This is a genomic window from Streptomyces sp. NPDC041200, assembly GCF_055591805.1.
Genome location: NZ_JBVIZF010000005.1, coordinates 116,013 through 140,663, shown reverse-complemented (window position 1 = coordinate 140,663; position 24,651 = coordinate 116,013). Strand labels below are relative to the sequence as shown.

Below are 24,651 nucleotides of genomic sequence, written 5' to 3'. Positions count from 1 at the left end.
GGGGCGCACCCGAACGCCAGGCGTGCCCTAGTCCACCGTGATGACGATCTTGCCGCGGGTGTGGCCCTCCGCGCTGCGCTGCTGCGCCTCCGCCGTCCGCTCCAGCGGGTACGTCGCCGACACCTCGACCCCCAGCGCGCCGCGCTCGGCGAGGTCGGTCAGGTCCTGGAGGTCGTCGGGGTCGGGGCGCACGAAGACGTAGTGGCCGCCGAGGCCGAGGACCGCCGGGTCGGCGATGGAGGCCAGCCGTCCGCCGGAAGCCAGCACCTCCGCGGAGGCGGTGAGGGCGTCGCCGCCGACCAGGTCGAACGCGGCCTGCACCCCGTCGGGGGCGAGCGCCCGCACCCGCCCCGCGAGCCCCTCCCCGTAGACGATCGGCTCGGCGCCCAGCGTCCGCAGATAGTCGTGGTTGTGCTCACCGGCCGTCCCGATGACGCGGGCGCCCAGGTGCCTGGCCAGCTGCACCGTCATCGAGCCGACGCCCCCGGCGGCCGCGTGCACCAGCACCGTGTCGCCCTCGCCGACCCGCAGCGCGCCGACCAGCGTCTGGTAGGCCGTCAGCCCCGCCAGCGGGATGCCCGCGGCCTGCTCGAAGGTGAGGTTGCGCGGCTTGCGGGCGAGCGTGCGCAGGGGCGCGGCCACGTACTCGGCGCAGGTGCCCCGGGACAGGAAGTCCTCGCGCACGTACCCGATCACCTCGTCCCCCTCCTGGAACCCGGTCACCGCCGGTCCGGTCCGCTCCACCACTCCGGCGACGTCCCAGCCCGGGATGACCGGGAAGACGGCGTCCAGGACGGGGTCGAGATATCCGGCCTGCGCCTTCCAGTCGACGGGGTTCACGGCGGCGGCCCTGACCCTGACCAGCACCGAGTCGGGACCGACCTTGGGGTCCCGGACCTCGCCGAATTCGAGGACCTCGGGGCCGCCGTAGCGGCGGTAGCTGATGGCCTTCATGGTGGCTGCTCCTCGCGGTTCCTGGCGTCGTTGCCCCCGCTCCCCCTACGACGCTCCTGCTCGGGAACCGCCCCCGCAAATCCACCCCGGGCCGATACAGAACCGGGGGCGGTCGGGCACTGGACGGCATACCGACTGGTCGGCATCATGAGGTGGACATGGAGTGACCCCATCCGCCGCCCGCCTCCCAGGGAAGAAGAGATTCGATGAACGCAGGCAATCCGCCAGGACTCGATCTGACGCGGCTCCGCGCACATCTCGACCGTGAGCGTCCGGGGCTGGTGGGCGGCCCGCTGAGCGCGGAGCTGATCGAGGGCGGCCGGTCGAATCTCACCTACGCCGTCACCGACGGCACCTCCCGCTGGGTGGTCCGCCGCCCGCCGCTGGGGCATGTGCTGGCCACCGCCCACGACATGCGCCGCGAGCACCGGGTGATCAGCGCGCTGCACCCGACCAGCGTGCCGGTGCCGGAGCCGGTGCTGCTGTGCGAGGACGAGGAGGTGGCCGGGGCGCCGTTCTACGTCATGGAGTACGTGGAGGGCACTCCGTACCGTACGGCCGAGCAGCTGGCCGTCATCGGTCCGGAGCGCACCCGGGGCGTGGTGCTGTCCCTGGTGGACACGCTCGTCGCGCTGCACTCCGTCGACCCCGCCGCGGTCGGGCTCGGCGACTTCGGGCGGCCGGAGGGCTTCCTGGAGCGGCAGTTGCGGCGCTGGGGCAAGCAGCTGGAGGCCTCGCGCAGTCGTGACCTGCCCGGCATCGACGAACTGCACGCCCGGCTCGCCAAGGCGCTGCCCGCCTCCCCCGCGCCCACCGTGGTGCACGGCGACTACCGCCTGGACAACGTCCTCGTGGGGACCGACGACCGGATCAAGGCGATCCTCGACTGGGAGATGTCCACGCTCGGCGATCCCCTGACCGACCTCGGCCTGATCGTGATGTACAGCGAACATCCGACCCTCGACGACGCGCCCATCTCCTCCACCCAGGGCGCCCCCGGCCACCCCGGCACCGACGAACTGGTCCAGCGGTACGCCGAGGGCTCGGGGCGGGACGTCAGCGGCATCGCCTGGTACACCGCCTTCGCCTACTTCAAGCTCGCGGTGATCTTGGAGGGCATCCACTACCGCTTCACCCTCGGACAGACCCTGGGCGCGGGCTTCGACCGCATCGGCGCGATCGTCCCGGCCTTCATCGACAACGGCCTCACCACCCTCCAGGAGAGCTGAGACACCTCATGGACTTCGCATTCGACGCCCGCACCGAAGAACTCCGCGCCAAACTGCTGACCTTCATGGACGAACACGTCTACCCGGCCGAGGAGGTCGCCGGGCAGCAGCGCGACAAGCTCGGCTCGCCCTGGGACACCCCGGCCGTCGTGGAGGAGCTGAAGGCGGAAGCCCGTAAGCAGGGGCTGTGGAACCTGTTCCTGCCCGACTCCGCGTACGGGGCCGGGCTGACCAACCTCCAGTACGCCCCGCTCGCCGAGATCACCGGCCGCAGCCCCCAGCTCGCCCCCACCGCCCTCAACTGCGCCGCGCCGGACACCGGGAACATGGAGGTGCTCACCCAGTTCGGCAACGAGCAGCAGCGCAAGCAGTGGCTGGAGCCGCTGCTCGCGGGCGAGATCCGGTCGGCCTTCGCGATGACCGAGCCCGAGGTGGCCTCGTCCGACGCGACCAATATCGAGACCCGGATCGAGCGGGACGGCGACGACTACGTCATCACCGGGCGCAAGTGGTACATCTCCGGGGCGATGAACCCCGACTGCAAGATCTTCATCGTGATGGGCAAGACCGATCCGGAGGGCGCGGACGTGCGCCGCCAGCAGTCCATGGTGCTGGTGCCGCGCGATACGCCCGGGGTCGAGGTGCGGCGGGCGATGAAGGTGTACGGCTACGAGGACCACTACCACGGCGGCCACGCCGAGGTCGTCTTCCACGGCGCCCGGGTCCCGGCCGCCAACCTCATCGGCGAGGAGGGCGGCGGCTTCGCCATCGCCCAGGCCCGGCTGGGCCCCGGCCGGATCCACCACTGCATGCGGCTGATCGGCATGGCCGAGCGGGCGATCGAGCTGATGTGCCGACGGGCGGTGGGCCGCCAGGCGTTCGGCAAGGCGCTCGCCCAGCAGGGGCAGGTCCACGAGTGGATCGCGGACGCGCGGGTGGCGGTCGAGCAGCTGCGGCTGCTGGTGCTGAAGACGGCCTGGATGATGGACACGGTGGGCAACCGGGAGGCGCACACCGAGATCCAGGCCATCAAGATCGCGACGCCGCGGACGGTGGTGGACATCCTGGACCAGGCGGTGCAGCTGCACGGCGCGGGCGGGGTCAGCCAGGACTTCCCGCTGGCGGAGCTGTGGGCGGCGGCGCGTACGCTGCGGCTGGCCGATGGGCCGGACGAGGTGCACCAGCGGTCGCTGGCGCGGCGGGAGCTGAAGCGGTACCTGTAGTGACGGGAGGAGGGGGCGCCCACGGTGTGGGCGCCCCCTCTTCGTACAGCTACGGCCGCAGGGCGCGGAGCAGGAGGTCGGCCAGGTGGTCTGCCACCTGCTGGGGGGCCAGGGAGCCGCCGGGGCGGTACCAGGTGCCCAGGTGGTGCACGGAGCCGAAGTGGTAGTCGACCACCAGGTCCGCCGGGGTGTCGGCGGAGAACACCCCGGTCCGCTGCCCCTCCTCGACGAGCGCGCGGAACCGCTCGTGGTAGCGGCGCCGTTCGGCCCGTACCTGCTTGTACTTCTCCGGGCTCAGATGGTGCATCGACCGGAAGAAGATCGTGGTGTCGTCGAGGTTCTCGATGGTGGTCACGACGACGTCGGCCGCCGCGTCCCGCAGCCGCCGCTCGACGGGAGCGTCCGCGTCCGCGAAGCCGTCGAGCCGTTCCTGCTGGAGGCGGAGCACCCGGCTGTAGATCTCGTGGAGCAGATCGTCCTTGGAGCCGAAGTAGTGGTACAGGGCTCCCTTGGTGACCCCCGCCGCCTCGACGATCTCCTGGACGGACGTCCGGTCGAACCCGCGCTCCGCGAAGAGGCGGGTGGCGGCGGCCAGCAGCCGCCGCGGCACCGGCTGTCCGTCGCCGTTCGTCGTTCTGGGCATGGTCGCCACCCGCTTCTCTTCCGTTCTCATCCTCGCAGTTCTCGTCGGAGGATCTTCCCACTGGTCGTCTTCGGGAGTTCGGGCAGGATGTCGACCTCCCGCGGGTACTTGTACGCGGCGAGCCGGTCCGCGCAGTACGCGGCCAGCTCGTCCGGCGTGACCTCGGCCCCGGGCCGCAGACTCACGTACGCCTTGACCGTTTCGCCCCGGTAGGGGTGCGGCTTGCCGACGACGGCCGCCTCACGGACGGCGGGGTGAGTGTAGAGCACGTCCTCGACCTCGCGGGGCCACACCTTGAATCCGGAGGCGTTGATCATGTCCTTCTTGCGGTCGACGACATACAGCCAGCCGTCCTCGTCCATGAAGCCGATGTCCCCGGTGCGCAGTTCGCCCCCGGGCATTCCGGCCTCCGTGGCGTCGGGGCGGCGCCAGTAGCCGGGGACGACCATGGGGCCGCTCACCACGATCTCGCCGGGCTCGCCGAACGGCATGTCCTCGCCGTCGTCACCGGCGATCCGTACGACGGTGTCCGCACCGGGCACACCGACCGCCAGGGTGCCGGACTTCGGGTCGACGGGGGCCCGTACGCCGGGCGGCACGCTGGCGCAGGGAGCGGTGCACTCGGTGAGCCCGTAACCGTTGTGCAGATACAGGCCGAGGGCCGACTCGAACCGCTCGACCAGCGCGGGCGGCAGCGGGGCACCGCCGGAGGAGACGATCCGGAAGGACGAGAAGTGGTCGCGGGTCGCCTCCGGATGGGCCATCAGCGCCATGAAGGCGGTGGAGGGGCCGACGGTGTACGCGGGCCGGTGTTCGGCGAACGCGTCCAGCACGACGCCGGTCTCGAAGCGGTACGCCAGCGCGAGCGTGCCCGCCCCGGCGAGGCTCGCGCCCAGCTCGCAGACCATTCCGGTGATGTGGAACAGCGGCGCCAGCGCGAAGATCGCCGAGCCCGGGGGCAGCTCGTGGAGGAGATGCTGCCGGTCGGCGTTGTAGGAGACGTTGACGTGGGTGTTGATGGCGCCCTTGGGGGTGCCGCTGGTGCCGGACGTATAGCTGATCAGCGCGGTGTCGCCGGGCGCGGGCTCATGGACGGCGGGCGGCCGGGCGCCGCCGCGGGCGACCGCGAGGAGGTCGTCGGTGTCCGCGGGGACCGGGACGCGCTCGTCGCGCAGCACCCGCTCGTCGTCGCGGGTCTGGAAGTCGTACGCGTCGGCGGTGAGCGCGATGCGCACCGGGGTGCCCGCGGCCGTCTCCCGTATGTACGCCTCCCAGCCGGTGCGGGCGCACACCAGCGCGGTGACCTCGGCGTCGGTCAGGATGTGGGTGAGTTCGCCGCCCTTGTACATGGGGTTGACGGGGACCACGGCCGCGCCCGCCTTCCACGCGCCGAGCAGCGCGATCACGAAGTGCGGGGTGTTCTGCAGCATGATCGCGAGCCGGTCGCCGGGGGCGAAGCCGCGCCCGGCGAGGTGGCCCGCCAGCCCGTCCGACAGCTCGTCCAGCTCCCGGTAGGTGACCCGGCCGTCGAAGTAGGCGATCGCTGGGTGGTCCGGGGCGTCGCGCACGGCCTCCCGGAAGGCGTGCAGCACGCTCGGCCGCGGGGTGATCGGCTCCCGCTGCTTCGCGGTGAGCTGGGCGAGCCACGGCTGGTCCTGGTACGACGTCATCGGGGCGGCCTCTCTTCGTTCTCTTCGAGGGTGCGCTGCACCCGGTTCATGCCCCGCAGCCACCGGTCGGTGTCGGTGGCGCGGGCGACGTAGAAGTCGGACACCTCGAGGTGCGGCAGGATCAGGAACCGGTTCTCGGCGATGCCCTTCAGCACGGCGTCGGCGACCTCCTCCGGTTCGATCGCGGTGGGCCGGAGCACCAGCTCCCCGGCGGCTCCGCTGTCCTCCAGCATGGTGGTGCGCACGCCCTGCGGGCAGACGGCGTGCACCTGGATGCCGCGGTGGCGGTAGGTGGCCGAGAGCCATTCGGCGAAGGCGAGCGCCGCGTGCTTGGAGACGCTGTACGGCGCCGAGCCGACCATGGTGAGCAGCCCGGCGGCGGACACGGTGGAGACGAAACGGCCCTCGCCGCGCTCCAGCCAGTCGGGGAGCAGCGCGCGGGCGGCCCGGACATGGGCCATCACATTGACGTCCCAGGACTCGGCCCACAGCGCCTCGTCGGCCTCGGGGCCGCCGCCGTGGCCGACGCCCGCGTTGGCGCAGAAGATGTCGATGACCCCGCCGAGCGCGTCCTGGGCTTCCGGCACCACCGCGGAGGCGTCGCCGGAGACGGCGGTGCCGCCGATCTCGGCGGCGACGGTCTCCACCCGGGCCGCGTCGAGGTCGTTGACCACGACCTGGGCGCCCTCGGCGGCGAAGCGGCGGGCCAGGGCGGCACCGATGCCGCCTCCCGCCCCGGTGACGACAACTCGCGCTCCACGCACGGTATCCACGATTGAGACGCTCCTCGGATGCGGCGCGGCCGTCGGCCCGGATCGGCCCGGCCGCACCGGCAGACTAACCAGTCGGTATGTTGAAGGGAAGGGGGCGCGGGACCGACGGGGAGATGACGCCGGGCCGACTGTGCGGAGCGAGGACTTCCGGTTGCGCGGGCGCGGGGGCTACCGGTCGCGCGGGTGCCGGGGCTACCGGTCGCGCGGGCTCCGGGGGCGCTGGTCGCCGATGACCCGGCGCCAGCGGGCGTTCTCCCCCGCGAGGGCGTTCCACAGCACGTTGAGCGGGTGGTCGTCGTCCTGCGCGGCGCGCTCGCCGGCCCGTACGAAGACCCCGACGAGCACGTCCAGCTCCGGCGCGAGGTCATCGGCCAGCTCCAGCGTGCGCAGCCCGGCGCCGGTCCGCAGCCGCCCGTCGGCCACCGCGTCGCCGATGCCCTGGGTGACCAGCACGCCGCCGTTCAGCACGCCCGAGGAGAGCAGTTCGAGGCCGTACTGCACGGTGTCGATCTCGGCCGCGATGTCCAGCTCCTGGCGGTAGCGGCCGCCGAACCAGCCGCGCAGGAAACCGGGGATGAGGCCGTCCGCGGAGACCGCGAGCGGCACCCCGGGCAGGTCGCTCACCGCGACGGAGGGGCCGGGCAGTTCCCCGGCGCCGAGGTTGGTGACCAGGGACAGGCCGCTGCGCCGCCACTCCATCACCTCGAAGCCCTCCAGCCCCCGGTTCTCGCTTCCGCTGGCCAGCACGCTGCCGCAGACCAGGTCGAGTTCCTTGGAGCCGAGCCGGTCGAGCAGGTCCCTGGTGCGGACGTGCTCGACCTTCAGCTCGACGCCGCGGCGCCCGAAGTCCTCGGTGACCAGTTCCACGGCGTTCAGCAGGAAGCCGAGGGTGTAGCGGGTGGAGCCGACGGCCAGGCGGCCGCCGAGCCGTCGGCGGCACTCGCGCAGTTCCTCCTGCCACCCGCGCAGCGTGCCGCGGGCGAGTTCGGCGAGGCTCTCCCCGGTGGCGGTGAAGAGCACATTCCGGCTGCGGCCGCGTTTGAGGACGAGCGGTTCTCCGCACAGGGTGCCGAAGTTCCGGTTCATCGTGTCGAGCTGTTTCTGAACGCTGGACTGCTCGCGGCCCAGCAGCCGGGCGGCGCCGAGCGCCGTACCGGTCTCATGGACCGCGAGCAGTGTGCGCAGTTGATCCATCGTGGTGTCCAGCAGCGCCGCCGGGTACTGCCACCGATCGCTTGAGGACATCCCGGTCTTCTGCTCCCCCGTACAAGAAAACGCTCCCCTGACGATTCCGAGCATAGTGCAGCGCATTTCCCGACCGGGTCCGGCGGGGCTATTCAGGAATTCACGGCGGAATCAACGGGAAATACCGGAAGAACGCGCTCAGCGGTGCCGCGCGAACTCCACCACTTGCTGGTAGGTGGGACGGTTCTGCCAGCTGATCTTGTCGTGGGTCAGTCCGCCGACCGTGCGCTGGATGATGGAGTCGGCGCACCACTGGTCGCCCGCCGAGCAGTTCTCGTCGCCGGGGTAGACCGCGGTGGCGGGCTTGGCGGCGGCCTGCTTGAGGCTGCTGAGCAGGGTGTCACGGCAGGCGCTCAGCTCGCCGCCGCCGCAGTACCGCTTGGCGAGCGGGCCCTTGACGTCCTCGCCGAGGATCGCGCGCAGATCCTTGTCGACGTAGGACCACCAGCCGTACTGGAACGACGATCCGGCGTGCGAACCGGTCGGTCCGTGGCCCGCCGAGGGCGCTTCGTCGACGCTCAGGTTGGCGCGCAGCGCGTCGTACAGCTCGTCGCCGAGGCCCGGTTTGAACTCGGCTTCGACCAGCAGCGGCCACCACGCGTCCATGATGCGCACCGCGTCCGCGTGCCCGTAGGTCTTCGAGCCCGCGCTGGTCTCGCGGCGCTGCGAACCCGCCGCCTCCCAGGACTCAAGGCGCTGCACGGCGGAGGCCACCGCCGGGTCGTCGATCGGCTTGCCGCGCAGCACCTTCAGCAGTTCGGGCAGCACGTCCTCACCGCGCAGGTCGGTGACGGCGGCCTCGCCCATCGCCCTGGTGAGCGCGGCGCGGGTCACCCCGCCCTTCTTGACCAGGGCGCGCACCCGGTCGTCGAGCAGGTTGCCGCGGTGCACGGAGCCGTTGCCGAAGCCCGCGGCGCCGTAGTCCTTGGCGAGCTTGTTGTTCCAGCTGATGTAGTAGTCCTGGTCGATGGACTGGGGGTGTTCGGCGGGCGGGGTGTACGCGGCGGTGTTGACCGCCGGGTCGAAGTCCCGCCACTCATACGCCGGTTCGGCCTTGACCGGCAGCGACGGATCGACGCCGTCGGCGCGCCGCATGTTGAGCCCGCTGTTGTAGTAGGCGGCCTGCCGGGAGTCGGCGTAGAACCAGTTGAAGGTGTAGTTGATGTGCTGGGCGGCGCTCTGGAAGGACTTCGCGTCGGTCACGTAGCCCGGGTCGTTGAGCATCTGGAAGCCGACGATCGAGTCGGCCTCATGGCGATAGGTGGCGCGCAGCGAGGTGTAGGCGACGGGTTTGCCGCCGACCGTGGCGCGATGGGTGACCAGGCCGTACTTGGTGCGGTACACCTGCATCCGGTAGGAGCCAGCGGCGGTGGAGTCGGCGACGGTGGGCCTCCAGGCGTTGCGCCGCTCCAGCTTGTCCATGGGCAGGCAGTCGCCGTGGTAGCGGTAGTACGTCGAGTCCTTCTGCGGTGCGGAGCCGTCCGGTGAGCACAGCTCGACCGCGTAGGTGTCGGTGACGTCCTGCGCGGAGGTGGTGGCGCTCCACGCGTAGTCCTGGCCGCGCCCGAGCTGGACGTACATGCCGACGCCCGCGAAGGAGGCGCCGCGGGCGCTGATCCCGGGACCCTGGAGTTCCTGGAGCATCAGCAGCTGCGGGGCGAAGTAGCCGGTCTGCGGGCCGAAGACGGCGACCGGGTGGCCGCTGGCGGTGTACTTGCCGGAGACCACGAGCGCGTTGGACATGCCCTTCTTGCGACTGAACAGATCGCGGGGCAGCACCCCGTCGTCGTAGATGCCGCGCAGCTTGTCGAGCTTGGCGGGCGCCTTGACCGTGGTGCGGGCCTTGGCCCCGGCGGCGGTGGCGCCGCCCTCACGGTCGTAGACGAGCTGTTCGGGGCTGACGGAGCCGGGGTCGGGCATGGCGGTGCCCTTGGCGTCGGCTGGCTTGTCCGCGTACGGGAAGCTCTTGCCGTCGCGGACGGTCAGCACGGCCTCCGGGTCGTTGCGCTGCCGGAAGGACTCCCAGACCTTGGTGCCTTCGGCGAGGCCGTACTTCTGCTGGGCGGCGAGCATCGACAGCGCGCCTTCCACCTCGCCGCCGCCGCCGTTGCCGAAGAGGGCGCCGACGACGGAGGCCAGGGCTATCAGGTCGGTGAGCTTGAAGGGCTGGATCTCACCGGCGTTGGTGATCGCGTCGATGTGCCCGGTGAGCACGTACTCGCCGGGGAAGTTGCGGGCGTCCTTCGCCTTCTTGGCGTAGGCGTTGATGCCGTCGACGTACGCCTGGGCATCGGCGAGCGCCTGTTTTCCGCGCTCGCCGCCGGTGGCCAGGATGTAGTCGATCTGCGCCTGATAGTCCGCCTCGGCGTACGGCGCCTGGCGGAAGAAGTCCTGTTCCAGGCCCTGGTTGGACGCGGCGCCCCCGGCGAAGGAGGTCAGCTCGCCGCGTCCCACATGGCGGAAGAGGTCCATCAGCCACAACCGGTCCTGGGCGGCCGCGTATCCGGCGCCGAACTCGGTGCCCTCGCGGGTGGTGCCCTGGATGTGCGGGACGCCGGTCTTCTTGTCCCGGGTGATCGTGACGTCGTCGCGGGGCTTGGTGACCGACTCGACCTGGTCCGCGGGGACCCCGAACGACGAGTCGTTGAAGAAGGTGTTCAGCTTGTCGTCGGTGAGCGACGGATAGCCCTGGGCCAGGTCGTTGTACGGGCCGAGCTGGTCGGCGCTGTGCGCGGGTCGGGTGCCGAACACCCGGTTGGCGAGGATGTCGGCCAGGGTCGCGTTGCCGGTCGCACCGGGGGGCAGGATGTCGGAGCACTGCCCCCCGCAGTAGTCGGTGGCGGCCCGGGCGGCGGGCGCCGCCTGAGCCTCTTGCGGCAGCGGGGCCGCGAACGTGGCGCCGAGCGCCAACACCGCGGCCGCGGCGACCGCGACACGGGTGAGCCTGCCGGTTCTTAAACGCATATCCGCTCCTCCCGGATGCAGTTGAGGGCGAGGTTACCGGCGGTACAACAACCCCGGAAGATGAGCGGCCGTCAACTTCCTTCTTCCGATTGCCTCGCGACTTTCTGGAAACACGATGGATCCGGATCGCGCTGCGTTACGTCCATTCGACAACGAGTCGGGTCCGCACAACGCGGAGGTGGTAAGAAGTGGCCGGTTTCAGAGCACTCGCACGAGAGGTTCGCAATCCACGCAGACACGTCACCGCCCGGCGCACATCGCTGCGCAAATGCCTGGAACGGTTCGCGCCGTACGGGCACCGGGCGACCTGGCACCATCTGTGCACCAGGACCGGGATCATCCCGGAGGACCGTCGTCCTGAACCCACACGTTTGATCACGGCACTCGAAGAACTCGAGGAGGCCCGCACCCTGTGGCTCGCGTACGAGGCGGACTTCGCCGCCCGGCGCAGGCTGGAGAAACACCACGGCATCCGGCAGCCCAGCGCCGTCGACGACTGGCACCTGCACACCTGGGGCGGCTGCGACATCATGCCGTGCGAATCTCCCTCGACCCATCCCGACGGCCGCCTCGCCGACGTGCTGCGGCGGCTGATCGTGGCCATGGAGGCGGGACCCGGATCGGCCTGCCCGGTCTGCGCCCAGGACCGGCTGGTCTGGCGCGAGGAGCTGGACCGCTATCCCGCGGCCGGACCGGTCTGCGAGGACTGCGGCATCGTGGTGCCGGTCCCGCTGCTCACCACCGAGGCACTGTCGGCCTCCCGGCGCACCGGCTGCGTGACGCGGTACGCGGCGGCCTGAGGCCCGGCCCCGGGCCGGGGGCGCGCTCGCCGGGAGCGGCGGGCGCGCCCGAACGGCGCGGCTGTACGGAGTGGCTGCGCGGAGTCGCCGTACGGAGTGGCTCCGCGGACGGAGTGGCTGTGCGGACGGCGCGCAGCCGGGAACGTTGACAGGACCCGGGCCACCCGAGCATGCTGAGCAGTCGCTTAGCCGCATTCAGCCGCATCGCGCGTCGCCCGGGAGGCAGCACACATGGCAGAGCCCAGGATCTTCACCTCGCCCGAGGAACTGCGGGCCGCGGTCGGCGAGGAACTCGGCCCCACCGACTGGCTGGAGATCGACCAGAAGCGGATCGACCTGTTCGCCGAGGCGACCGGCGACCACCAGTGGATCCACGTCGACGCCGAGAAGGCCGCCGCGGGCCCCTTCGGCACGACCATCGCGCACGGCTATCTGACCCTGTCCCTGCTGCCGCACTTCAGCCCGCAGCTGCTGGGCGTCGAGGGCGTACGGATGGGTGTCAACTACGGCTCGAACAAGGTCCGCTTCCCCTCCCCCGTCCCGGTCGGCTCGCGGCTGCGCGCCACGGGCCGCATCGCCGAGGTGACCGAGGTGAAGGACGGAATCCAGCTGACGCTCACGGTCACCGTCGAGCGCGAGGGCGCCACCAAACCGGCGTGCGTGGCGGAATCGGTGTCCCGCTTCTACCTCTAGGAGCCCGGACCCTCTTCAGGAGCCCGCGCCTGCGCTAGGAGCCCGCGCCTTCCGCGCCGACCATGCGCAGCACCAGCCCGGCATAGAGGTCGCCGACCTCGTCGGGCGTGCTGCGCCCCCGCGCGTTGAACCAGCGGGCGACGTCGATGCACAGCGACAGGACCGCGACCGTGGTGCCCCGCACGTCCGCCACGTCGAAGTCGCCCGCCCGCACCCCGTCCTCGATGATCGAGCGCACCGCGGCGTCCGTGTCCCGCCGCATGGCGATGACCTCGGCGTGGTGCTCTTCGCCGAGCGCGCCCAGCTCATACTGCACCACCCGCGCGGTCGTGTGGTGCTCGGCGTGCCACCGCACGAAGCCCCGCACCGCCGCGGCAAGCCGCTCGGCGGGGGCCCCGCTCCCGTCCCGCGCCTCCTCCAGGATGTCCAGCGCGAGCCGGTGGCCGACCTTGCTGATCTGGTAGAGCAGCTCTTCCTTGGTCTTGTAGTGGATGTAGAGCGCGGCCGGACTCATCCCGGCGCGCCCGGCGATGTCCCGCGTGGTGGTGGCGTGATAGCCGCGTTCCGCGAAGGCGTGCACGGCGGCACTCACCAGCCGCCGGGCAGCGTCCGGCGTAATGTCTCCCCACGCCTCGGCCCGGCCCCCGGCGTTCTTCCGCTCCACGTCCATGGCGGACACCCTACACGGAGGGTGAGCAAGCGCTTAGGACCCTTCTCCGGCCGAACGTTAGGATCGCTCCCATGCCCTCTCAGGTCCAGGTCAACTACCGGAAGTACGACGGCACTCTGCACTGGAACCTGCGCATGCGCAGACTGGGTGAGGACGAGCACGGGGTGTGGCTGGGGCTGCCCGCCGACTCGGTGATGCGCAAGGGGCACGGTCCCGAGGTGCCCATCGAGTGCGCCCATGTGATCCTCTTCCCGCGCGGGACATGGTGGACCGCGGTGTTCAACGCCCCGCCGCGCTCGACCGAGGTGTACTGCGACATCACCACTCCGGTGGAGTGGGTCTCGCCGGACGAGGTCGAGATGGTCGACCTGGATCTGGACGTGATCCGGAAGCGGTCCGACGGGGCGACGCTGCTGGTGGACGAGGACGAGTTCGCGGAGCACCAGGTGCGGTACGGGTATCCGGCGGACGTCATCGCCCGGGCGGAGGCGGCGGGGCAGTGGCTGATGGAGGCGGTCAAGGGTGGCGCCGAGCCGTTCGGGAAGGCGTACCGGCCGTGGCTGGCCATGGTGGCGGGTGAAAACGGCGGTTAGAAGGTGACGATGGCCCGGCCGCCGCGGCCCGCGAGCATCGCGTCGAAGGCGGCCGGGATGCCGTCCAGGCCGATCCGCTCGGTCACCATGGCCGACAGGTCGAACCGTCCCGCGCGGATGTGCTCGGCGAGGACGGGGAGGTCGCGGGCCGGGTCACTGTTGCCGTAGACACAGCCGGAGAGGGTGCGGCCGAAGTAGAACAGCTCCAGCGCCGAGAAGGTGACCGGCTGGTCCTTGCCGCCGATGCCGACCACGGTCGTCCGGCCGCCGCGACGGGTGGCGGACCAGGCGGTGCGGATGGTGTCGGCGCGGCCGACGCATTCGACGGCGGCGTCGGCGCCGTGGCCGCCGGTGAGGGCACGGATCCGCTTGACCGGGTCGTCTGCACCCTTTTCGCCGGACTCGCCGCTTCCGCCGCTTCCGCCACTCAGGACGAACTCGGTCGCGCCCGCCGCCCGGGCCAGTTCCTCCTTCTCCGGTGACACATCCACCGCGACGATCGTCCCGGCGCCCGCGATGCGCGCCGCCTGGAGCACGGCGAGGCCGACCCCGCCGATACCGAAGACGGCGACCGACTCACCGGGGCGCACCTGGGCGCTGTGGTGGACGGCGCCGTAGCCGGTGAGCACCGCGCACCCCAGCAGCGCTCCATCGGTGAGCGGGACGCCGTCCGGCAGCGGGAGCAGGGCGCGCGCCGGTACGACGGTCTCCTCGGCGAACGCGGCCGTGCCCAGCCCCGGGTACAGCGCGCTGCCGTCGGCGGAGAGCGTGGCGTACGGCGCGGTCGCGGCATCCCCGGCCCTGGCGCACAGCCAGGGCTCGCCGAGGCCGCAGTAGTGGCAGGTACCGCAGGACGGGGCCCAGTTGAGGACGACGGCGTCGCCCGGGACGATCCCCGTCACGCCGTCGCCGACCGCCGTCACGGTGCCCGAGCCCTCGTGGCCGAGGACGGCGGGGACGGGCTGGCGGAGCGTTCCGTTGGACAGCGACAGATCCGAGTGGCAGACCCCGGCCGCGGCGAGCCGCACCCGCACCTGCCCGGGCCCCGGGTCGGGGATCTCGATGTCCTGGACGCGGAGCGGACTGCCGATGGCGGGAAGGACGGCGGCGCGGGTCATGGCGTGGGCTCCTCGGGGTCGGTGCGGGCCGATGTTTCCTCCCCCGGCCCGCACCTCCCCGAAACCGCGCTCCGCTCCGCCCCGGGGCCGCGCCGGGGTTCGCGCGGGGCCGGAAGGGCCGCGTCACCCGGGGTGCGCCGGAGGGGCCGTACGGCTATCGCCGCCGAGGCGAGCAGCAGCACGCCGAGCATGACGAAGGGCGCGGCGGTGCCCGCGAGCCCGGCCAGCAGTCCGGCCGAGGCGGGCGCGGCGACCTGGCCGAGGCGGTTGCCGGTGAGCCGCAGCGCGAGGGCGGTGCTGCGCGCCTCGTCGGGCGCGGCCTGGACGACGGTGCTCATGGACAGCGGCTGGCCGACGCCGAGGCAGAAGCCGAGCGCGGCGAGCAGCACACCGAGCGCCCAGGCGGGCAGCGGCAGGGCGACGGCCGCGCACAGCAGACCGGCGCCCAGACAGCTGACGGCCATCAGCACGGTACGGCCCATCAGCCGGATCATCGGGGTCATCACCAGGCGGCAGGCGACGGTGGCGGCGGCGCGCAGGCTGAGCAGCACGCCGACGACGGCGGGCGAGATGGCGCGCTGTTCGCCGACGACGGGCAGATAGGCGGTGAGGATGTCGGTGGCGGAGAGCACGGCGAGGCTGATGAAGATGCCGGAGGCGACCCCGCGGGTGCGCAGGATGCCGAACACCGGCACCCGCCGGGCGGAGGATTCCCCGGCGGGCTTCTTCACCCAGCCGTCCGCCGGCCGGTGCTCGATCCGCCACAGCGAGGTGACCGAACAGGCCGCGACGGCGGCGGCGACGAAGAGCGCGGCGGCGCTGGTGCGGGCCAGCGCGCCGTCGTGGCCGGAGACGAGCTGTCCGGCGGCGATGGGCCCGATCAGCTGGCCGAGCGAGGCGCCGACGGTGAAGTGGCCGAAGTTGCGGTCCTGGTCGGCCGGGGCGCTCTGACGGGCGACGAGTGACTGCGCGCCGATGACGAAGGACAGATGGCCCAGCCCCATCACCCCGCTCCACGCGGCCATTTCCGGCAGCGAGTCCGCCGTGCCGCTGAGCCCGCATCCGGCGGCGATGAGCACGACACCGACCGGCAGCAGCGGAGCGCACCGGCCGTGGTCGGTGCGCCGCCCGAGCGGTACGGCGGCGAACAGCGGCAGCAGCGCGTAGATGCCCGCGATCACGCCGACCGCGCGGGCGTCTGCGCCCAGCGCGAGAGCCCGGTAGGAGACGGCCGGTCTGGCCATGCTCACCGCCCCCTGCGCGAAGGAGAAGGCGATGACCAGGCGCAGCAGCCAGCCCCTACCGGGCTCCGAAATCGTCACGGTCAGATGATGCCGAATGCCAGTCCGGCGGCGAGCACCACCAGGGAGGTGAGCACCGCCCACTTCACCGTGAACTTGGTGTGGTCGCCGAATTCGACCTTGGCCATGCCGACCAGCACGTAGACGGCGGGGACGAGCGGGCTCGACATGTGCAGGGCCTGGCCGACGAGCGAGGCGCGGGCGATCTCCAGCGCGGAGACGCCGTGGGTGTGACCCGCCTCGGCGAGGATCGGCACGATGCCGAAGTAGAAGCCGTCGTTGGACATGAAGTAGGTGAACGGGATCGACAGCAGACCGGTGATCAGGCCCATCTGCGGACCCATGGCGTCGGGGACGCCGTCGACGACCCAGCGGGCCATGTTCTCGACCATGCCGGTGCCGGTCAGGACACCGGTGAAGACGGCGGCGGCGAAGACCATGCCGGAGACGTTGACGACGTTCTCGGCGTGGGCGGCGACCCGGGCCTTCTGGTCGGCCATGCGCGGGAAGTTGACCGTGAGCGCGATGGCGGCGGCCAGCAGGAAGAGGACCGGGATGTCCAGCGTCTCGGTGATCATCAGGGCCAGCAGGCCGACGGTGAGCGCCGCGTTGAACCAGTAGAGCTTGGGACGCAGGGTGGCGCGGTTCGGGTCGAGGCCCTTGAACTCGTCCTCCTCCTCGTCCGCTCCGTTCGCCGCCGGGCCGCCCGCGGGGGCCTCCGCGTCCGTACCGCCACCGGCGCCGCCGGTGCCCTTGCCCGGCTTGCCCAGGCTGACGCCCTTGCCCGAGCCGCCGCCCGCGCCGACCAGCACCGTCTCCGGGTCGCCCGCGGTGACCTCGTCGAGGGTCAGCACGCCGAGGCGCTTGCGCTCGCGCAGTCCGAGACCGTACGAGAGGGCGAAGACGAAGAGCAGACCGACCGCGAGGGCGGGGATCATCGGGACGAAGATGTCGCTCGCGTCGACCTTGAGCGCGGCGGCCGCGCGGGCGGTCGGACCGCCCCAGGGGAGCGTGTTCATGACACCGTTGGCCATGGCGGCGACACCGGTCATCACGACCAGGCTCATCTTCAGCTTCCGGTAGAGCGGCACCATGGCCGACACCGTGATCATGAAGGTGGTGGAACCGTCGCCGTCGAGCGACACGATCGCCGCGAGCACCGCGGTGCCGACCACGACCCGCATCGGGTCCGCTTTGCAGAACCGCAGGATGGCCCGGACGATCGGGTCGAACAGGCCGACGTCGATCATCACCCCGAAGTAGATGATCGCGAAGAACAGCATCGCGGCGGTGGGTGCCAGCTCCCCGATGCCATCGATGACGTAATCACCGAGGTGCGCCCCCTTCCCGACGAGGACGCAGAAGAGCGCCGGGATGAGCACCAGCGCACCCATCGGGGACATCTTCTTCATCATGATCAAAACAAGGAATGTAGCGATCATGACGAAACCGAGGATTGTCAGCATGTGGCTACCTCACGTTCGCCTTTGAACTCCCCCAGATTTGGCGGTCGAGGCGACGCTAGGTGCCGCAACTTGGCGTTAACAAGGTCTTGACGTGTGAGCAATAAGCGCAAAACCCCAGGTCAGTCCCCTTGGGGGGTCATGGTCACGGTGAGCGGAAGGGCCGTCACCCGCACGGGGAACCCGTTGAGCACCGCCGTACCGGACAGCGGGTCCAGCCGGGAGCCGTCGATGAGCTGGTTGACGTTGACCCCCGGATCGGCCTGCGCGACCGTGAGCCGGGTGCCGGGGCGGGCATGGCCCCAGCCGTGCGGCAGGCTCACCACTCCGGTGCGCACGGTGTCCGTCACTTCCACCCGGACCTCCAGCTCGCCCCCGTCGCCGGTGACCCGGGCGAGCCCGGCGCTCCTCAGCCCGAGCCGCGCCGCGTCGTCCGGGTGCACGTGGAGCGTGCAGCGGTTGCTGCCGCCCATCAGCGCCGGGACGTTGTGCATCCAGCTGTTGTTGGAGCGCAGATGGCGGCGGCCGACCAGCAGGAGTTCACCGGGCCGCGCGTCCAGCGCCCGGCGCAGCCGCCCCACATCGGCGGCGATCGGCTCCGGGCACAGCTCCACCGTGCCGCTGCGGGTCTTCAGCAGCGCGGGGACCCGGGGGCTCAGCGGTCCGAGGTCGATGCCGTGCGGATGGGCGAGCACCCGGTCCAGGGTGAGGCCGTCCGGGTCGGCGCCGAAGCCCTCGCCGTAGGGGCCGAGGCGCAGCATCATGTCCAGCCGCCGTTCGGCGCCGGTGAGCCCGGTCAGGTGGGCGGCGAGTTCGGCGGCGTCGCGCCCGTACACCGGTGCGGTGGGGTCGGCGACGGCCTTGCCGAGCGTCGCATCGATCACCATGGCGTCCACCGCCGCCGGGTCGGCGCCGTGCTGACCGCTCAGGCACAGCACCACCCGGGCCAGGATCTCGGTCTCGGCCATCCGGCCGGGGTCGAGCGGGACCGCGGGGCGGGTGTAGCGGACCTGGTTGCGGATGGCGAAGCCGTTGAAGGCGTAGTCGAAGTGCGGGCTCTGGCTGGGCGGGGGCGGCGGCAGCACGACGTGGGCGTGGCGCGAGGTCTCGTTCAGATACGGGTCGACGCTGACCATGAAGTCGAGCCCGGCCAGCGCCCGGTCGAGCCGGTCGCCGTCCGGCGCGGACAGTACGGGGTTCCCCGCGATCGCCAGCACCGCCCGTATCCGCCCCTCGCCGGGCGTCTCGATCTCCTCGGCGAGCGCGACGGCGGGCAGCTCGCCCTTGGCCTCGGGATGGCCGCTGACCCTGCTGTGCCAGCGGCCGAGCGCGAACCCCTTCCCGGGCGCCGCCGGGCGCTTCCATCCGCCGGTCGCGGAGAGCGGGAACATCATGCCGCCGGGCCGGTCGAGATTGCCGGTGAGCGCGCCGAGCACATCGACCAGCCAGCTGGTGAGCGTGCCGAACTCGACCGTGGACGCCCCGACGCGTCCGTACGCGACCGCCCTGGGCGCGGCGGCGAACTCGCGGGCCAGGGTGCGGATCTCGTCCGCGGGCACGTCGCAGGCCCCGGCCACCGACTCCGGGGTGAAGCCCTCGGCCAGCTCCTTGACCTCGTCGACGCCGCTGAGGTGCGCGCCGAGCGTCCCGGGGTCCACCAGCCCCTCGTCGAACAGCACCCACACCATCGCGAACAGCAGCAGCGCGTCCGTGCCGGGCCGGATGGCCACATGCTGGTCGGCCAGCTTGGCGGTGCGGGTGCGCCGCGGGTCGATCACCACCAGCTTGCCGCCGCGCCGCCGCAGGGCGCGCAGCCGGCCGGGGAAGTCGGGGGCGGTGCAGAGGCTGCCGTTGGAGTCGAGCGGGTTGGCGCCGAGCATGAGGAGGTGGTCCGTACGGTCCAGATCGGGCACCGGGATGGCGAAGGCGTCCCCGTACATCAGCCCGCTGGAGACGTGCTTGGGCATCTGGTCGAGGGTGCTCGCGGTGAAGACGTTGCGGGTGCGGAGGGCGCCGAGCAGCACCGGCACGGAGAGCGCCCCGGCCACGGTGTGGACCGTGGGGTTGCCGAGGACGACCCCGGTGGCCTGCGGTCCGTGGTTTCCAAGGACCGTCCCGAACCCCTCCGCGACGGCGTCGAACGCCTCGTCCCACGACGCTTCCCGCAGCTGCCCGTCCCGTCGTACGAGGGGCCCCCGCAGCCGGTCGGGGTCGCCGTCCAGCTCCCCGAACGAGGCGCCCTTGGGGCAGATGAACCCCCGGCTGAACACATCCTCGGCATCGCCGCGCGCCCGGGTGACCGCGCCGTCCTCGATGGTCAGGGTGAGCCCACAAGTGGCCTCGCAGAGCGGGCAGATACGCAGTGCGGTACGGCTCATCGGTCCCTCCCGGGGACGGTACGGCTGCGACGGCGCCTCACCATACCGCCCGGTATGCCACCGGGGTACCGCTCGTGCGGACCGCTTCGCAGGTCCCTTCGCAGGACGCCCGGAGCGCGCGCCGATGACGCCCGGAGCGCGCGCTAATCCAGCACGCGCGCCAGATACGCCCGCAGCAGCTCCTTCGTCTCGGCCACGACCGCCGGATCCCCCTCCGGGTGCACCCGGAAGGCGAGCCGCAGCAGCGCGTCCGCCGTCTCGACCGCGAGCAGGAAGGCGACCCGCAGGCGCTCGTCGGCCTCGGCGGTGCCGTCGATGCCCAGCGGTTCGGCGAGGATGGCGCGGAGGCGGTCGGCCACCAGGTGGTTGGGCTGGTCGGGCAGCCCGGTCGCGGGGACGGGCATGCCGAACTCGATGAGCGCGAAGCCCGGCGCTCCGCGCTTCATCTCCAGGTACTCGTCCACGACGACGTCCATCGCCGCGCGCCAGTCGCTCCCGTCCGCCCCGGCCAGGGCCAGCCGCCGGGTGACGCGCGTGGCGTACTCGTCGAGGTTGCGGTGGGCCAGGGCCTCGGCCATCGCCCGTTTGTTGGAGAAGAAGCGGTAGACGGAGCCGATGGGCACCTGGGCGCGCTCGGCCACCGCGCGGGTGCTCAGCTGCTCATAGCTCATCTCGTCGAGCAGCTCGGCGCAGGCGTCGAGGATCCGGCCGAGGCGTTCGGCGCTGCGGCGCTGGACCGGGGGACGGCGGAGAGGCGGTATGGGCACGCCACCATCCTGCCCGATCATTGACGTGACCCGTCTTCGATTCCTATCGTCGGACAGAGGATTCGTCGGAGCGTCGGGAGCACGCCATGGGCGAGGGCACGGGGATCGAGCGAGCGCGCAAGGCCGCCGAGGGGCTGGTTCACTCTTCCGGCTTCGGCAATGAACACAGCAGCGAGGCGGTCCCCGGCGCACTGCCCGTCGGACGCAATTCACCCCAGCGCGCCCCGCTCGGGCTGTATGCGGAGCAGCTGAGCGGCACCGCCTTCACCGAGCCGCGCGCCCACAACCGCCGTTCCTGGCTGTACCGCATCCGCCCCTCGGCCGCGCACCCGCCGTTCGTCCGGGTCGACAACGGCGCCCTGAGCGGCGCCCCCTTCACCGGCTCCGTCCCGGACCCCAACCGGCTGCGCTGGGACCCGCTGCCGGAGCCCGCCGGGCCCACCGACTGGCTGTCCGGCCTGTGGACGCTGGGCGGCAACGGAGACGCGACCCAGCGCACCGGCATGGCCATTCACCTGTACGTGGCCAACGCGCCCATGACCGACCGGGTCTTCAGCGACGCGGACGGCGAGCTGCTGATCGTCCCCGAGCGCGGCGGGCTGCTGCTCCACACCGAGCTGGGGATGCTGCGCGCCGAGCCGGGCCACATCGCGCTCATCCCGCGCGGGGTGCGGTTTTGGGTCGAGCCGCTGGACGCCTGCGTGCGCGGCTACGTCTGCGAGAACTACGGCCGCCCCTTCGTCCTCCCCGACCTCGGCCCGATCGGCGCCAACGGGCTGGCCAACGCCCGCGACTTCCTGGCCCCCGTCGCGGCGTACGAGGACGTGGAGCGCCCGGTGGAGGTGGTCAACAAGTTCTGCGGCAACCTCTGGTCCGCGACGTACGACCACTCCCCGCTCGACGTCGTCGCCTGGCACGGCAACCATGTGCCGTACGTATACGATCTGCGGCGTTTCAACGTCATGGGCACCATCAGCTACGACCACCCCGACCCGTCCATCTTCACGGTGCTCACCTCGCCGTCCGACACCCCGGGGCTCGCGGGCGTCGACTTCGTGGTGTTCGCGCCGCGCTGGCTGGTCGGCGAGGACACCTTCCGGCCGCCGTACTTCCACCGCAATGTGATGAGCGAGTACATGGGCCTGATCGAGGGCGCGTACGACGCCAAGACGGCCGGTCCGGGCGGCTTCGTCCCCGGCGGCGGCTCGCTGCACAACATGATGTCGGCGCACGGCCCCGACCACGACACCTTCGAGGCGGCGAGCGCCGCCGAGCTGACGCCCCGGAAGCTGGACGACGGGCTGGCGTTCATGTTCGAGACGCGCTGGCCGGTGACGGCCACCCGGCAGGCGATGGAGTCCGACCGGCGCCAGAGCGGCTATGACACGGTGTGGCAGGGTCTGGAGCGCCACTTCCGCGCCTGAGGCCTGCTGCCTGCTACCTGACGCCTGATGCCTGATGCCGCCGGGCCCGTCCGTGACCGGAGAACCGCGTTGTGACCACCTTCGCCCCCGACTCCCTCGCCCTCAACCGCAAGCTGCCGCTCTGGTACCAGGTCTCGCAGTCGCTGCGCGCCTCGATACTCGGCCGCGGGCCCGATGAGCCGCTGCGGCTGCCGACCGAGGACCGGCTCGCCGAGCACTACGGCGTCAGCGTCCTCACCATGCGGCAGGCGCTGAAGGAGCTGGAGTCGGAAGGGCTGATCAGCCGCCACCGGCGGCGCGGTACCTTCATCGAACCGAGCGCGCGGCGCGGCACTCCGGTGCGGCTGCTGGGGTCGGTGGACGCGATCGTGGCCCAGCAGTCCGGCGAGCGGACCACGGTGCTGGAGCACGGCCCGGCACCGGTCCCGGCGGAGCTGACCGGGTACTTCCCCGGCGTGGAGGAGGCCGTCTCGTACCGTCGGCTGCGCCGCGACGAGCGCGGCGACGAGCCCACCAACTGGGCCGAGAACCTGGTCCGCCCCGAACTGGCCGCCCGTATCGACCTCGCCGACCTGGCGCGCTGGCCGATGACGAAGGTGCTGCGGGACGCGGTGGGGGTACGGATCAGCCGCATCACCGACACCGTGGAAGCGCGCCTGGCCGACCCGGAGACCGCCCGCCTGCTCCAGATCCCGCTGCTGAGCCCGATCCTCCACTACACCGGGGTGACGTACGACGACACGGGCCGGGTGGTCGACGTGGCCCGCATCCATTACCGGGGCGACCGCTTCTCGTTCTCGGTGACGGTGGACGCCGACTGACCGTGGCATCCGGCACGGCTACGATGCGTGGGCTGACCGACGTACGTGCCGGGTGAAAGGCGGCAGGGTGACGGCTACCCGAGACGTGACGGCCCCCCGCGACGCAGCGTTGCTGGCGGATCTCATGCCCTGGTCCGTGCGGCCGCCACGGTTCGGGCGGGGCTGGGTCGCGGGACCGGACGCCGGGGCGCTGCGGGCGCGCTGGGCGCGGCTGGTGGGCGCGGGGGACGAGGCCGAGCGGGCGGCGCTGTTCCGCCCGAGCCGGGCCCGTACGCTGCACACCTCCGTAAGCCAGCTGCCCGGCCAGGCCACCTCGACCGCCCGGCTGGCCCGCGAGGACGGGCCGTGCCCGGAGCCGGTGAGGATCGCGCACGGGCCGTTCGACCAGCAGTGGCTGATACCGGATCACCGGGTGATCGACGCCGCCCGCCCGGAGCTGTGGCGGGTCGCGGACGACCGGCAGGTCCATGTGGTGGAGGCGGGCGGGCCCGGCCCCGACCCGGTGCTCACCTTCTCCGCGCTGCTGCCGGACGGCCACTCCCCCGCCGGGCGCCCCGGGCTGATCCGCCCGTTCTACCGCCGCCCCGGCGGGCGCGAGCCCAATCTCGCGCCGGGGCTCCTCGATCACCTCGGCGAACGGCTGGGCCGGCCGGTCGCCGCCAAGGACTTCCTCGCCTGGGCCGCCGCCGCGCACCGGGGCGCGCCGTGCGCCGTACCGCTGACCGCCGATCCCGAGATCTGGGAGACGGGCGTGGAGCTGGGCCGCCGTGCGCTGTGGCTGCATACGCGCGGGGCGCACAGTGGTGAGCGCCCGCGCATGCCGGGTGGCCAGCGCCCGTACGTACGCGCCCCGCTGCCCGAGCGCGGGCTGCCGGAGACGATCGATTACGACCCGGACGAGGCGGCCCTGCTGCTGGGCGCGGGGCGCGTCTCCCCCGTACCGCGGGCGGCGTGGGAGGCCCACGCGGGCGGGGTGCGGGTGCTGGAGGCGTGGTTCGAGCGGCGTACGGCGCGCGCCGAGCCCGGCACGCTGGAGGCGGTCGGCGCACCGGCCGGGTGGCCGCGGGCCTGGACGTCGGAGCTGCTGGAGCTGATCACCGTGCTGGCGCTGCTGGCCGAGCTGCGCCCGGCGCGGCAGGCGCTGGCCGACCGGGTGGCCGGAGGGCCGGTGGTCGGCCCGGAGGAGCTGCGCGCCGCCGGGGTGCTGCCGGTGCCCGCAGCGGCACGGCGCCCGGCGTCGGTGCTGGATCACCAGGAGGAGGGGCCGGAGGGCCAGTTCGCCCTGCTGTGATGCGCGCTGCTGTGATCTGCGCGCGGAGGTGGCCCAGGGGGCCGCGCGGCGCTGTGGCGCGGCGCATCCCGGGAGGACGGCGGCGTGCGTGTCGCACACGGCGGCCGCGGATGTCTTCGCAGCACGGACTTACCGGCTGGAGCGGGCCGGTTCGTCCGGTGCCTTCCCGGGATGCGGACGCGAATGCGGTCGCGCGCGGGGGTGACGCGCCTGGCGGGGCGGTCGGGCGCGGTCGGTCAGGCGTGGTTGCCGAACAGCGAGCGCCGCAGTCGGCGCAGCGGCGCGAACAGCGACACCCGGGCGCCCCGGCTGTTCTTCGCGCGCGCGTGGTCGCGTGCGATCAGCTCCTGCATCAGCACCGTCGCGCTCTCGGCCTCCCGCTCGGGGACGGCCGGGCCGCCCAGCACCGCGAGATGGCGGTCGAGGCGCGCGCTGGACGCACCGTTCCCGCAATGAATGGCAGGCACTCGAGGCCTGCTGCGTACTGTTATCTGCTCCATGTCACTCCCCACCCGTACGAGGGCACCCGCCCCGGGCAGAGTAACCCTACCTCCCCGAGCCGTCACCCGCGTATCCCAGGTCGCTGATTCACCACCACGTCAAGGGCGTTGACGCCCATACAGTGAAGATC

21 protein-coding genes are annotated in these 24,651 nt (G+C 72.1%); 8 read left to right on the top strand and 13 right to left on the bottom strand.

The window, feature by feature from the left end; all coding sequences use genetic code 11:
• Positions 1–27: 27 nt before the first annotated feature.
• Entirely contained in the window at positions 28–954 is a 927-nt protein-coding gene (locus ACZ6CL_RS15870; RefSeq protein WP_468936347.1) for an NADP-dependent oxidoreductase, read from the bottom strand.
• 206 nt (positions 955–1,160) lie between these two features.
• Here ACZ6CL_RS15870 and ACZ6CL_RS15865 point away from each other — a divergent pair, with 206 nt between their 5' ends.
• Together ACZ6CL_RS15865 and ACZ6CL_RS15860 are read left to right on the top strand one after the other, a co-directional pair.
• Entirely contained in the window at positions 1,161–2,183 is a 1,023-nt protein-coding gene (locus ACZ6CL_RS15865) for a phosphotransferase family protein (protein ID WP_468936345.1), read from the top strand.
• A gap of 8 nt (positions 2,184–2,191) precedes the next feature.
• Entirely contained in the window at positions 2,192–3,406 is a 1,215-nt protein-coding gene (locus tag ACZ6CL_RS15860; protein WP_468936343.1) for an acyl-CoA dehydrogenase family protein, read from the top strand.
• Positions 3,407–3,455: 49 nt separating this feature from the next.
• On the opposite strand, the gene ACZ6CL_RS15855 is transcribed toward ACZ6CL_RS15860, so the two are convergent.
• The 5 genes from ACZ6CL_RS15855 to ACZ6CL_RS15835 all read right to left on the bottom strand — a co-directional run bounded on the left by ACZ6CL_RS15855 (position 3,456) and on the right by ACZ6CL_RS15835 (position 10,701).
• The gene (locus ACZ6CL_RS15855; RefSeq protein WP_468936340.1) at positions 3,456–4,049 is read right to left on the bottom strand and encodes a TetR/AcrR family transcriptional regulator; all 594 of its coding nucleotides are present in this window, start codon (positions 4,047–4,049) and stop codon (positions 3,456–3,458) included.
• A 26-nt stretch (positions 4,050–4,075) separates the two neighbouring features.
• Positions 4,076–5,719, bottom strand: coding sequence for an AMP-binding protein (locus ACZ6CL_RS15850; protein WP_468936337.1), 1,644 nt, complete (start codon positions 5,717–5,719; stop codon positions 4,076–4,078).
• Entirely contained in the window at positions 5,716–6,492 is a 777-nt protein-coding gene (locus tag ACZ6CL_RS15845; RefSeq protein WP_468936335.1) for an SDR family oxidoreductase, read from the bottom strand. The genes ACZ6CL_RS15850 and ACZ6CL_RS15845 overlap by 4 nt, the downstream gene beginning before the upstream one ends.
• A 192-nt stretch (positions 6,493–6,684) precedes the next feature.
• Entirely contained in the window at positions 6,685–7,737 is a 1,053-nt protein-coding gene (locus ACZ6CL_RS15840; protein ID WP_468936333.1) for a LysR family transcriptional regulator, read from the bottom strand.
• A gap of 138 nt (positions 7,738–7,875) precedes the next feature.
• Entirely contained in the window at positions 7,876–10,701 is a 2,826-nt protein-coding gene (locus ACZ6CL_RS15835) for a penicillin acylase family protein (protein ID WP_468936331.1), read from the bottom strand.
• 188 nt (positions 10,702–10,889) lie between these two features.
• Here ACZ6CL_RS15835 and ACZ6CL_RS15830 point away from each other — a divergent pair, with 188 nt between their 5' ends.
• Positions 10,890–11,501 (top strand): hypothetical protein, encoded by a 612-nt coding sequence (locus ACZ6CL_RS15830; RefSeq protein ID WP_468936328.1) that lies wholly within the window; start codon positions 10,890–10,892, stop codon positions 11,499–11,501.
• Positions 11,502–11,732: 231 nt separating this feature from the next.
• Complete coding sequence (locus tag ACZ6CL_RS15825; protein ID WP_468936325.1) at positions 11,733–12,194, top strand: MaoC family dehydratase; 462 nt, start codon at positions 11,733–11,735, stop codon at positions 12,192–12,194.
• Between the two features lie 34 nt (positions 12,195–12,228).
• Here the strand turns inward: ACZ6CL_RS15825 and ACZ6CL_RS15820 are convergent, their stop codons facing one another.
• Positions 12,229–12,864, bottom strand: coding sequence for a TetR/AcrR family transcriptional regulator (locus ACZ6CL_RS15820; protein ID WP_468936319.1), 636 nt, complete (start codon positions 12,862–12,864; stop codon positions 12,229–12,231).
• 71 nt (positions 12,865–12,935) lie between these two features.
• Between ACZ6CL_RS15820 and ACZ6CL_RS15815 the strand changes: the two genes are divergently transcribed.
• The gene (locus ACZ6CL_RS15815) at positions 12,936–13,457 is read left to right on the top strand and encodes a DUF402 domain-containing protein (protein WP_468936316.1); all 522 of its coding nucleotides are present in this window, start codon (positions 12,936–12,938) and stop codon (positions 13,455–13,457) included.
• On the opposite strand, the gene ACZ6CL_RS15810 is transcribed toward ACZ6CL_RS15815, so the two are convergent.
• The 5 genes from ACZ6CL_RS15810 to ACZ6CL_RS15790 all read right to left on the bottom strand — a co-directional run bounded on the left by ACZ6CL_RS15810 (position 13,454) and on the right by ACZ6CL_RS15790 (position 20,505).
• Complete coding sequence (locus ACZ6CL_RS15810; RefSeq protein WP_468936313.1) at positions 13,454–14,575, bottom strand: Zn-dependent alcohol dehydrogenase; 1,122 nt, start codon at positions 14,573–14,575, stop codon at positions 13,454–13,456. The two genes, ACZ6CL_RS15815 and ACZ6CL_RS15810, sit on opposite strands and share 4 nt — an antisense overlap.
• Entirely contained in the window at positions 14,572–15,897 is a 1,326-nt protein-coding gene (locus ACZ6CL_RS15805) for an MFS transporter (RefSeq protein WP_468936310.1), read from the bottom strand. Before ACZ6CL_RS15805 ends, ACZ6CL_RS15810 begins: the two co-directional genes overlap by 4 nt.
• A 2-nt stretch (positions 15,898–15,899) precedes the next feature.
• On the bottom strand, positions 15,900–17,342 hold the full coding sequence (locus ACZ6CL_RS15800; RefSeq protein WP_468936307.1) for a CitMHS family transporter: 1,443 nt from the start codon (positions 17,340–17,342) through the stop codon (positions 15,900–15,902).
• 119 nt (positions 17,343–17,461) lie between these two features.
• Positions 17,462–19,717, bottom strand: coding sequence for a molybdopterin-dependent oxidoreductase (locus ACZ6CL_RS15795; RefSeq protein ID WP_468936304.1), 2,256 nt, complete (start codon positions 19,715–19,717; stop codon positions 17,462–17,464).
• A gap of 143 nt (positions 19,718–19,860) precedes the next feature.
• Entirely contained in the window at positions 19,861–20,505 is a 645-nt protein-coding gene (locus ACZ6CL_RS15790; protein WP_468936301.1) for a TetR/AcrR family transcriptional regulator, read from the bottom strand.
• 65 nt (positions 20,506–20,570) lie between these two features.
• On the opposite strand from ACZ6CL_RS15790, the gene hmgA reads away from it, so the two are divergent.
• The 3 genes from hmgA (at position 20,571) to ACZ6CL_RS15775 (ending at position 24,020) form a co-directional block, all read left to right on the top strand.
• Complete coding sequence (gene hmgA, locus ACZ6CL_RS15785; RefSeq protein ID WP_468936298.1) at positions 20,571–21,908, top strand: homogentisate 1,2-dioxygenase; 1,338 nt, start codon at positions 20,571–20,573, stop codon at positions 21,906–21,908.
• A gap of 71 nt (positions 21,909–21,979) precedes the next feature.
• Entirely contained in the window at positions 21,980–22,729 is a 750-nt protein-coding gene (locus tag ACZ6CL_RS15780) for a GntR family transcriptional regulator (RefSeq protein ID WP_468936295.1), read from the top strand.
• Between the two features lie 124 nt (positions 22,730–22,853).
• Positions 22,854–24,020: a type ISP restriction/modification enzyme gene (locus ACZ6CL_RS15775; protein ID WP_468936800.1), complete on the top strand. Its 1,167-nt coding sequence runs from the start codon at positions 22,854–22,856 to the stop codon at positions 24,018–24,020.
• Between the two features lie 236 nt (positions 24,021–24,256).
• Here the strand turns inward: ACZ6CL_RS15775 and ACZ6CL_RS15770 are convergent, their stop codons facing one another.
• Positions 24,257–24,520: a hypothetical protein gene (locus tag ACZ6CL_RS15770; protein ID WP_468936293.1), complete on the bottom strand. Its 264-nt coding sequence runs from the start codon at positions 24,518–24,520 to the stop codon at positions 24,257–24,259.
• Positions 24,521–24,651 lie beyond the last annotated feature (131 nt).

Coding starts and splice junctions, on each gene's coding strand:
- ACZ6CL_RS15870 (WP_468936347.1), bottom strand. CDS start 954: ATGAAGGCCATCAGCTACCGCCGCTACGGCGGCCCCGAGGTCCTCGAA.
- ACZ6CL_RS15865 (WP_468936345.1), top strand. CDS start 1,161: ATGAACGCAGGCAATCCGCCAGGACTCGATCTGACGCGGCTCCGCGCA.
- ACZ6CL_RS15860 (WP_468936343.1), top strand. CDS start 2,192: ATGGACTTCGCATTCGACGCCCGCACCGAAGAACTCCGCGCCAAACTG.
- ACZ6CL_RS15855 (WP_468936340.1), bottom strand. CDS start 4,049: ATGCCCAGAACGACGAACGGCGACGGACAGCCGGTGCCGCGGCGGCTG.
- ACZ6CL_RS15850 (WP_468936337.1), bottom strand. CDS start 5,719: ATGACGTCGTACCAGGACCAGCCGTGGCTCGCCCAGCTCACCGCGAAG.
- ACZ6CL_RS15840 (WP_468936333.1), bottom strand. CDS start 7,737: ATGTCCTCAAGCGATCGGTGGCAGTACCCGGCGGCGCTGCTGGACACC.
- ACZ6CL_RS15835 (WP_468936331.1), bottom strand. CDS start 10,701: ATGCGTTTAAGAACCGGCAGGCTCACCCGTGTCGCGGTCGCCGCGGCC.
- ACZ6CL_RS15825 (WP_468936325.1), top strand. CDS start 11,733: ATGGCAGAGCCCAGGATCTTCACCTCGCCCGAGGAACTGCGGGCCGCG.
- ACZ6CL_RS15820 (WP_468936319.1), bottom strand. CDS start 12,864: ATGGACGTGGAGCGGAAGAACGCCGGGGGCCGGGCCGAGGCGTGGGGA.
- ACZ6CL_RS15815 (WP_468936316.1), top strand. CDS start 12,936: ATGCCCTCTCAGGTCCAGGTCAACTACCGGAAGTACGACGGCACTCTG.
- ACZ6CL_RS15810 (WP_468936313.1), bottom strand. CDS start 14,575: ATGACCCGCGCCGCCGTCCTTCCCGCCATCGGCAGTCCGCTCCGCGTC.
- ACZ6CL_RS15800 (WP_468936307.1), bottom strand. CDS start 17,342: ATGCTGACAATCCTCGGTTTCGTCATGATCGCTACATTCCTTGTTTTG.
- ACZ6CL_RS15795 (WP_468936304.1), bottom strand. CDS start 19,717: ATGAGCCGTACCGCACTGCGTATCTGCCCGCTCTGCGAGGCCACTTGT.
- ACZ6CL_RS15790 (WP_468936301.1), bottom strand. CDS start 20,505: ATGATCGGGCAGGATGGTGGCGTGCCCATACCGCCTCTCCGCCGTCCC.
- hmgA (WP_468936298.1), top strand. CDS start 20,571: ATGGGCGAGGGCACGGGGATCGAGCGAGCGCGCAAGGCCGCCGAGGGG.
- ACZ6CL_RS15775 (WP_468936800.1), top strand. CDS start 22,854: ATGCCCTGGTCCGTGCGGCCGCCACGGTTCGGGCGGGGCTGGGTCGCG.
- ACZ6CL_RS15770 (WP_468936293.1), bottom strand. CDS start 24,520: ATGGAGCAGATAACAGTACGCAGCAGGCCTCGAGTGCCTGCCATTCAT.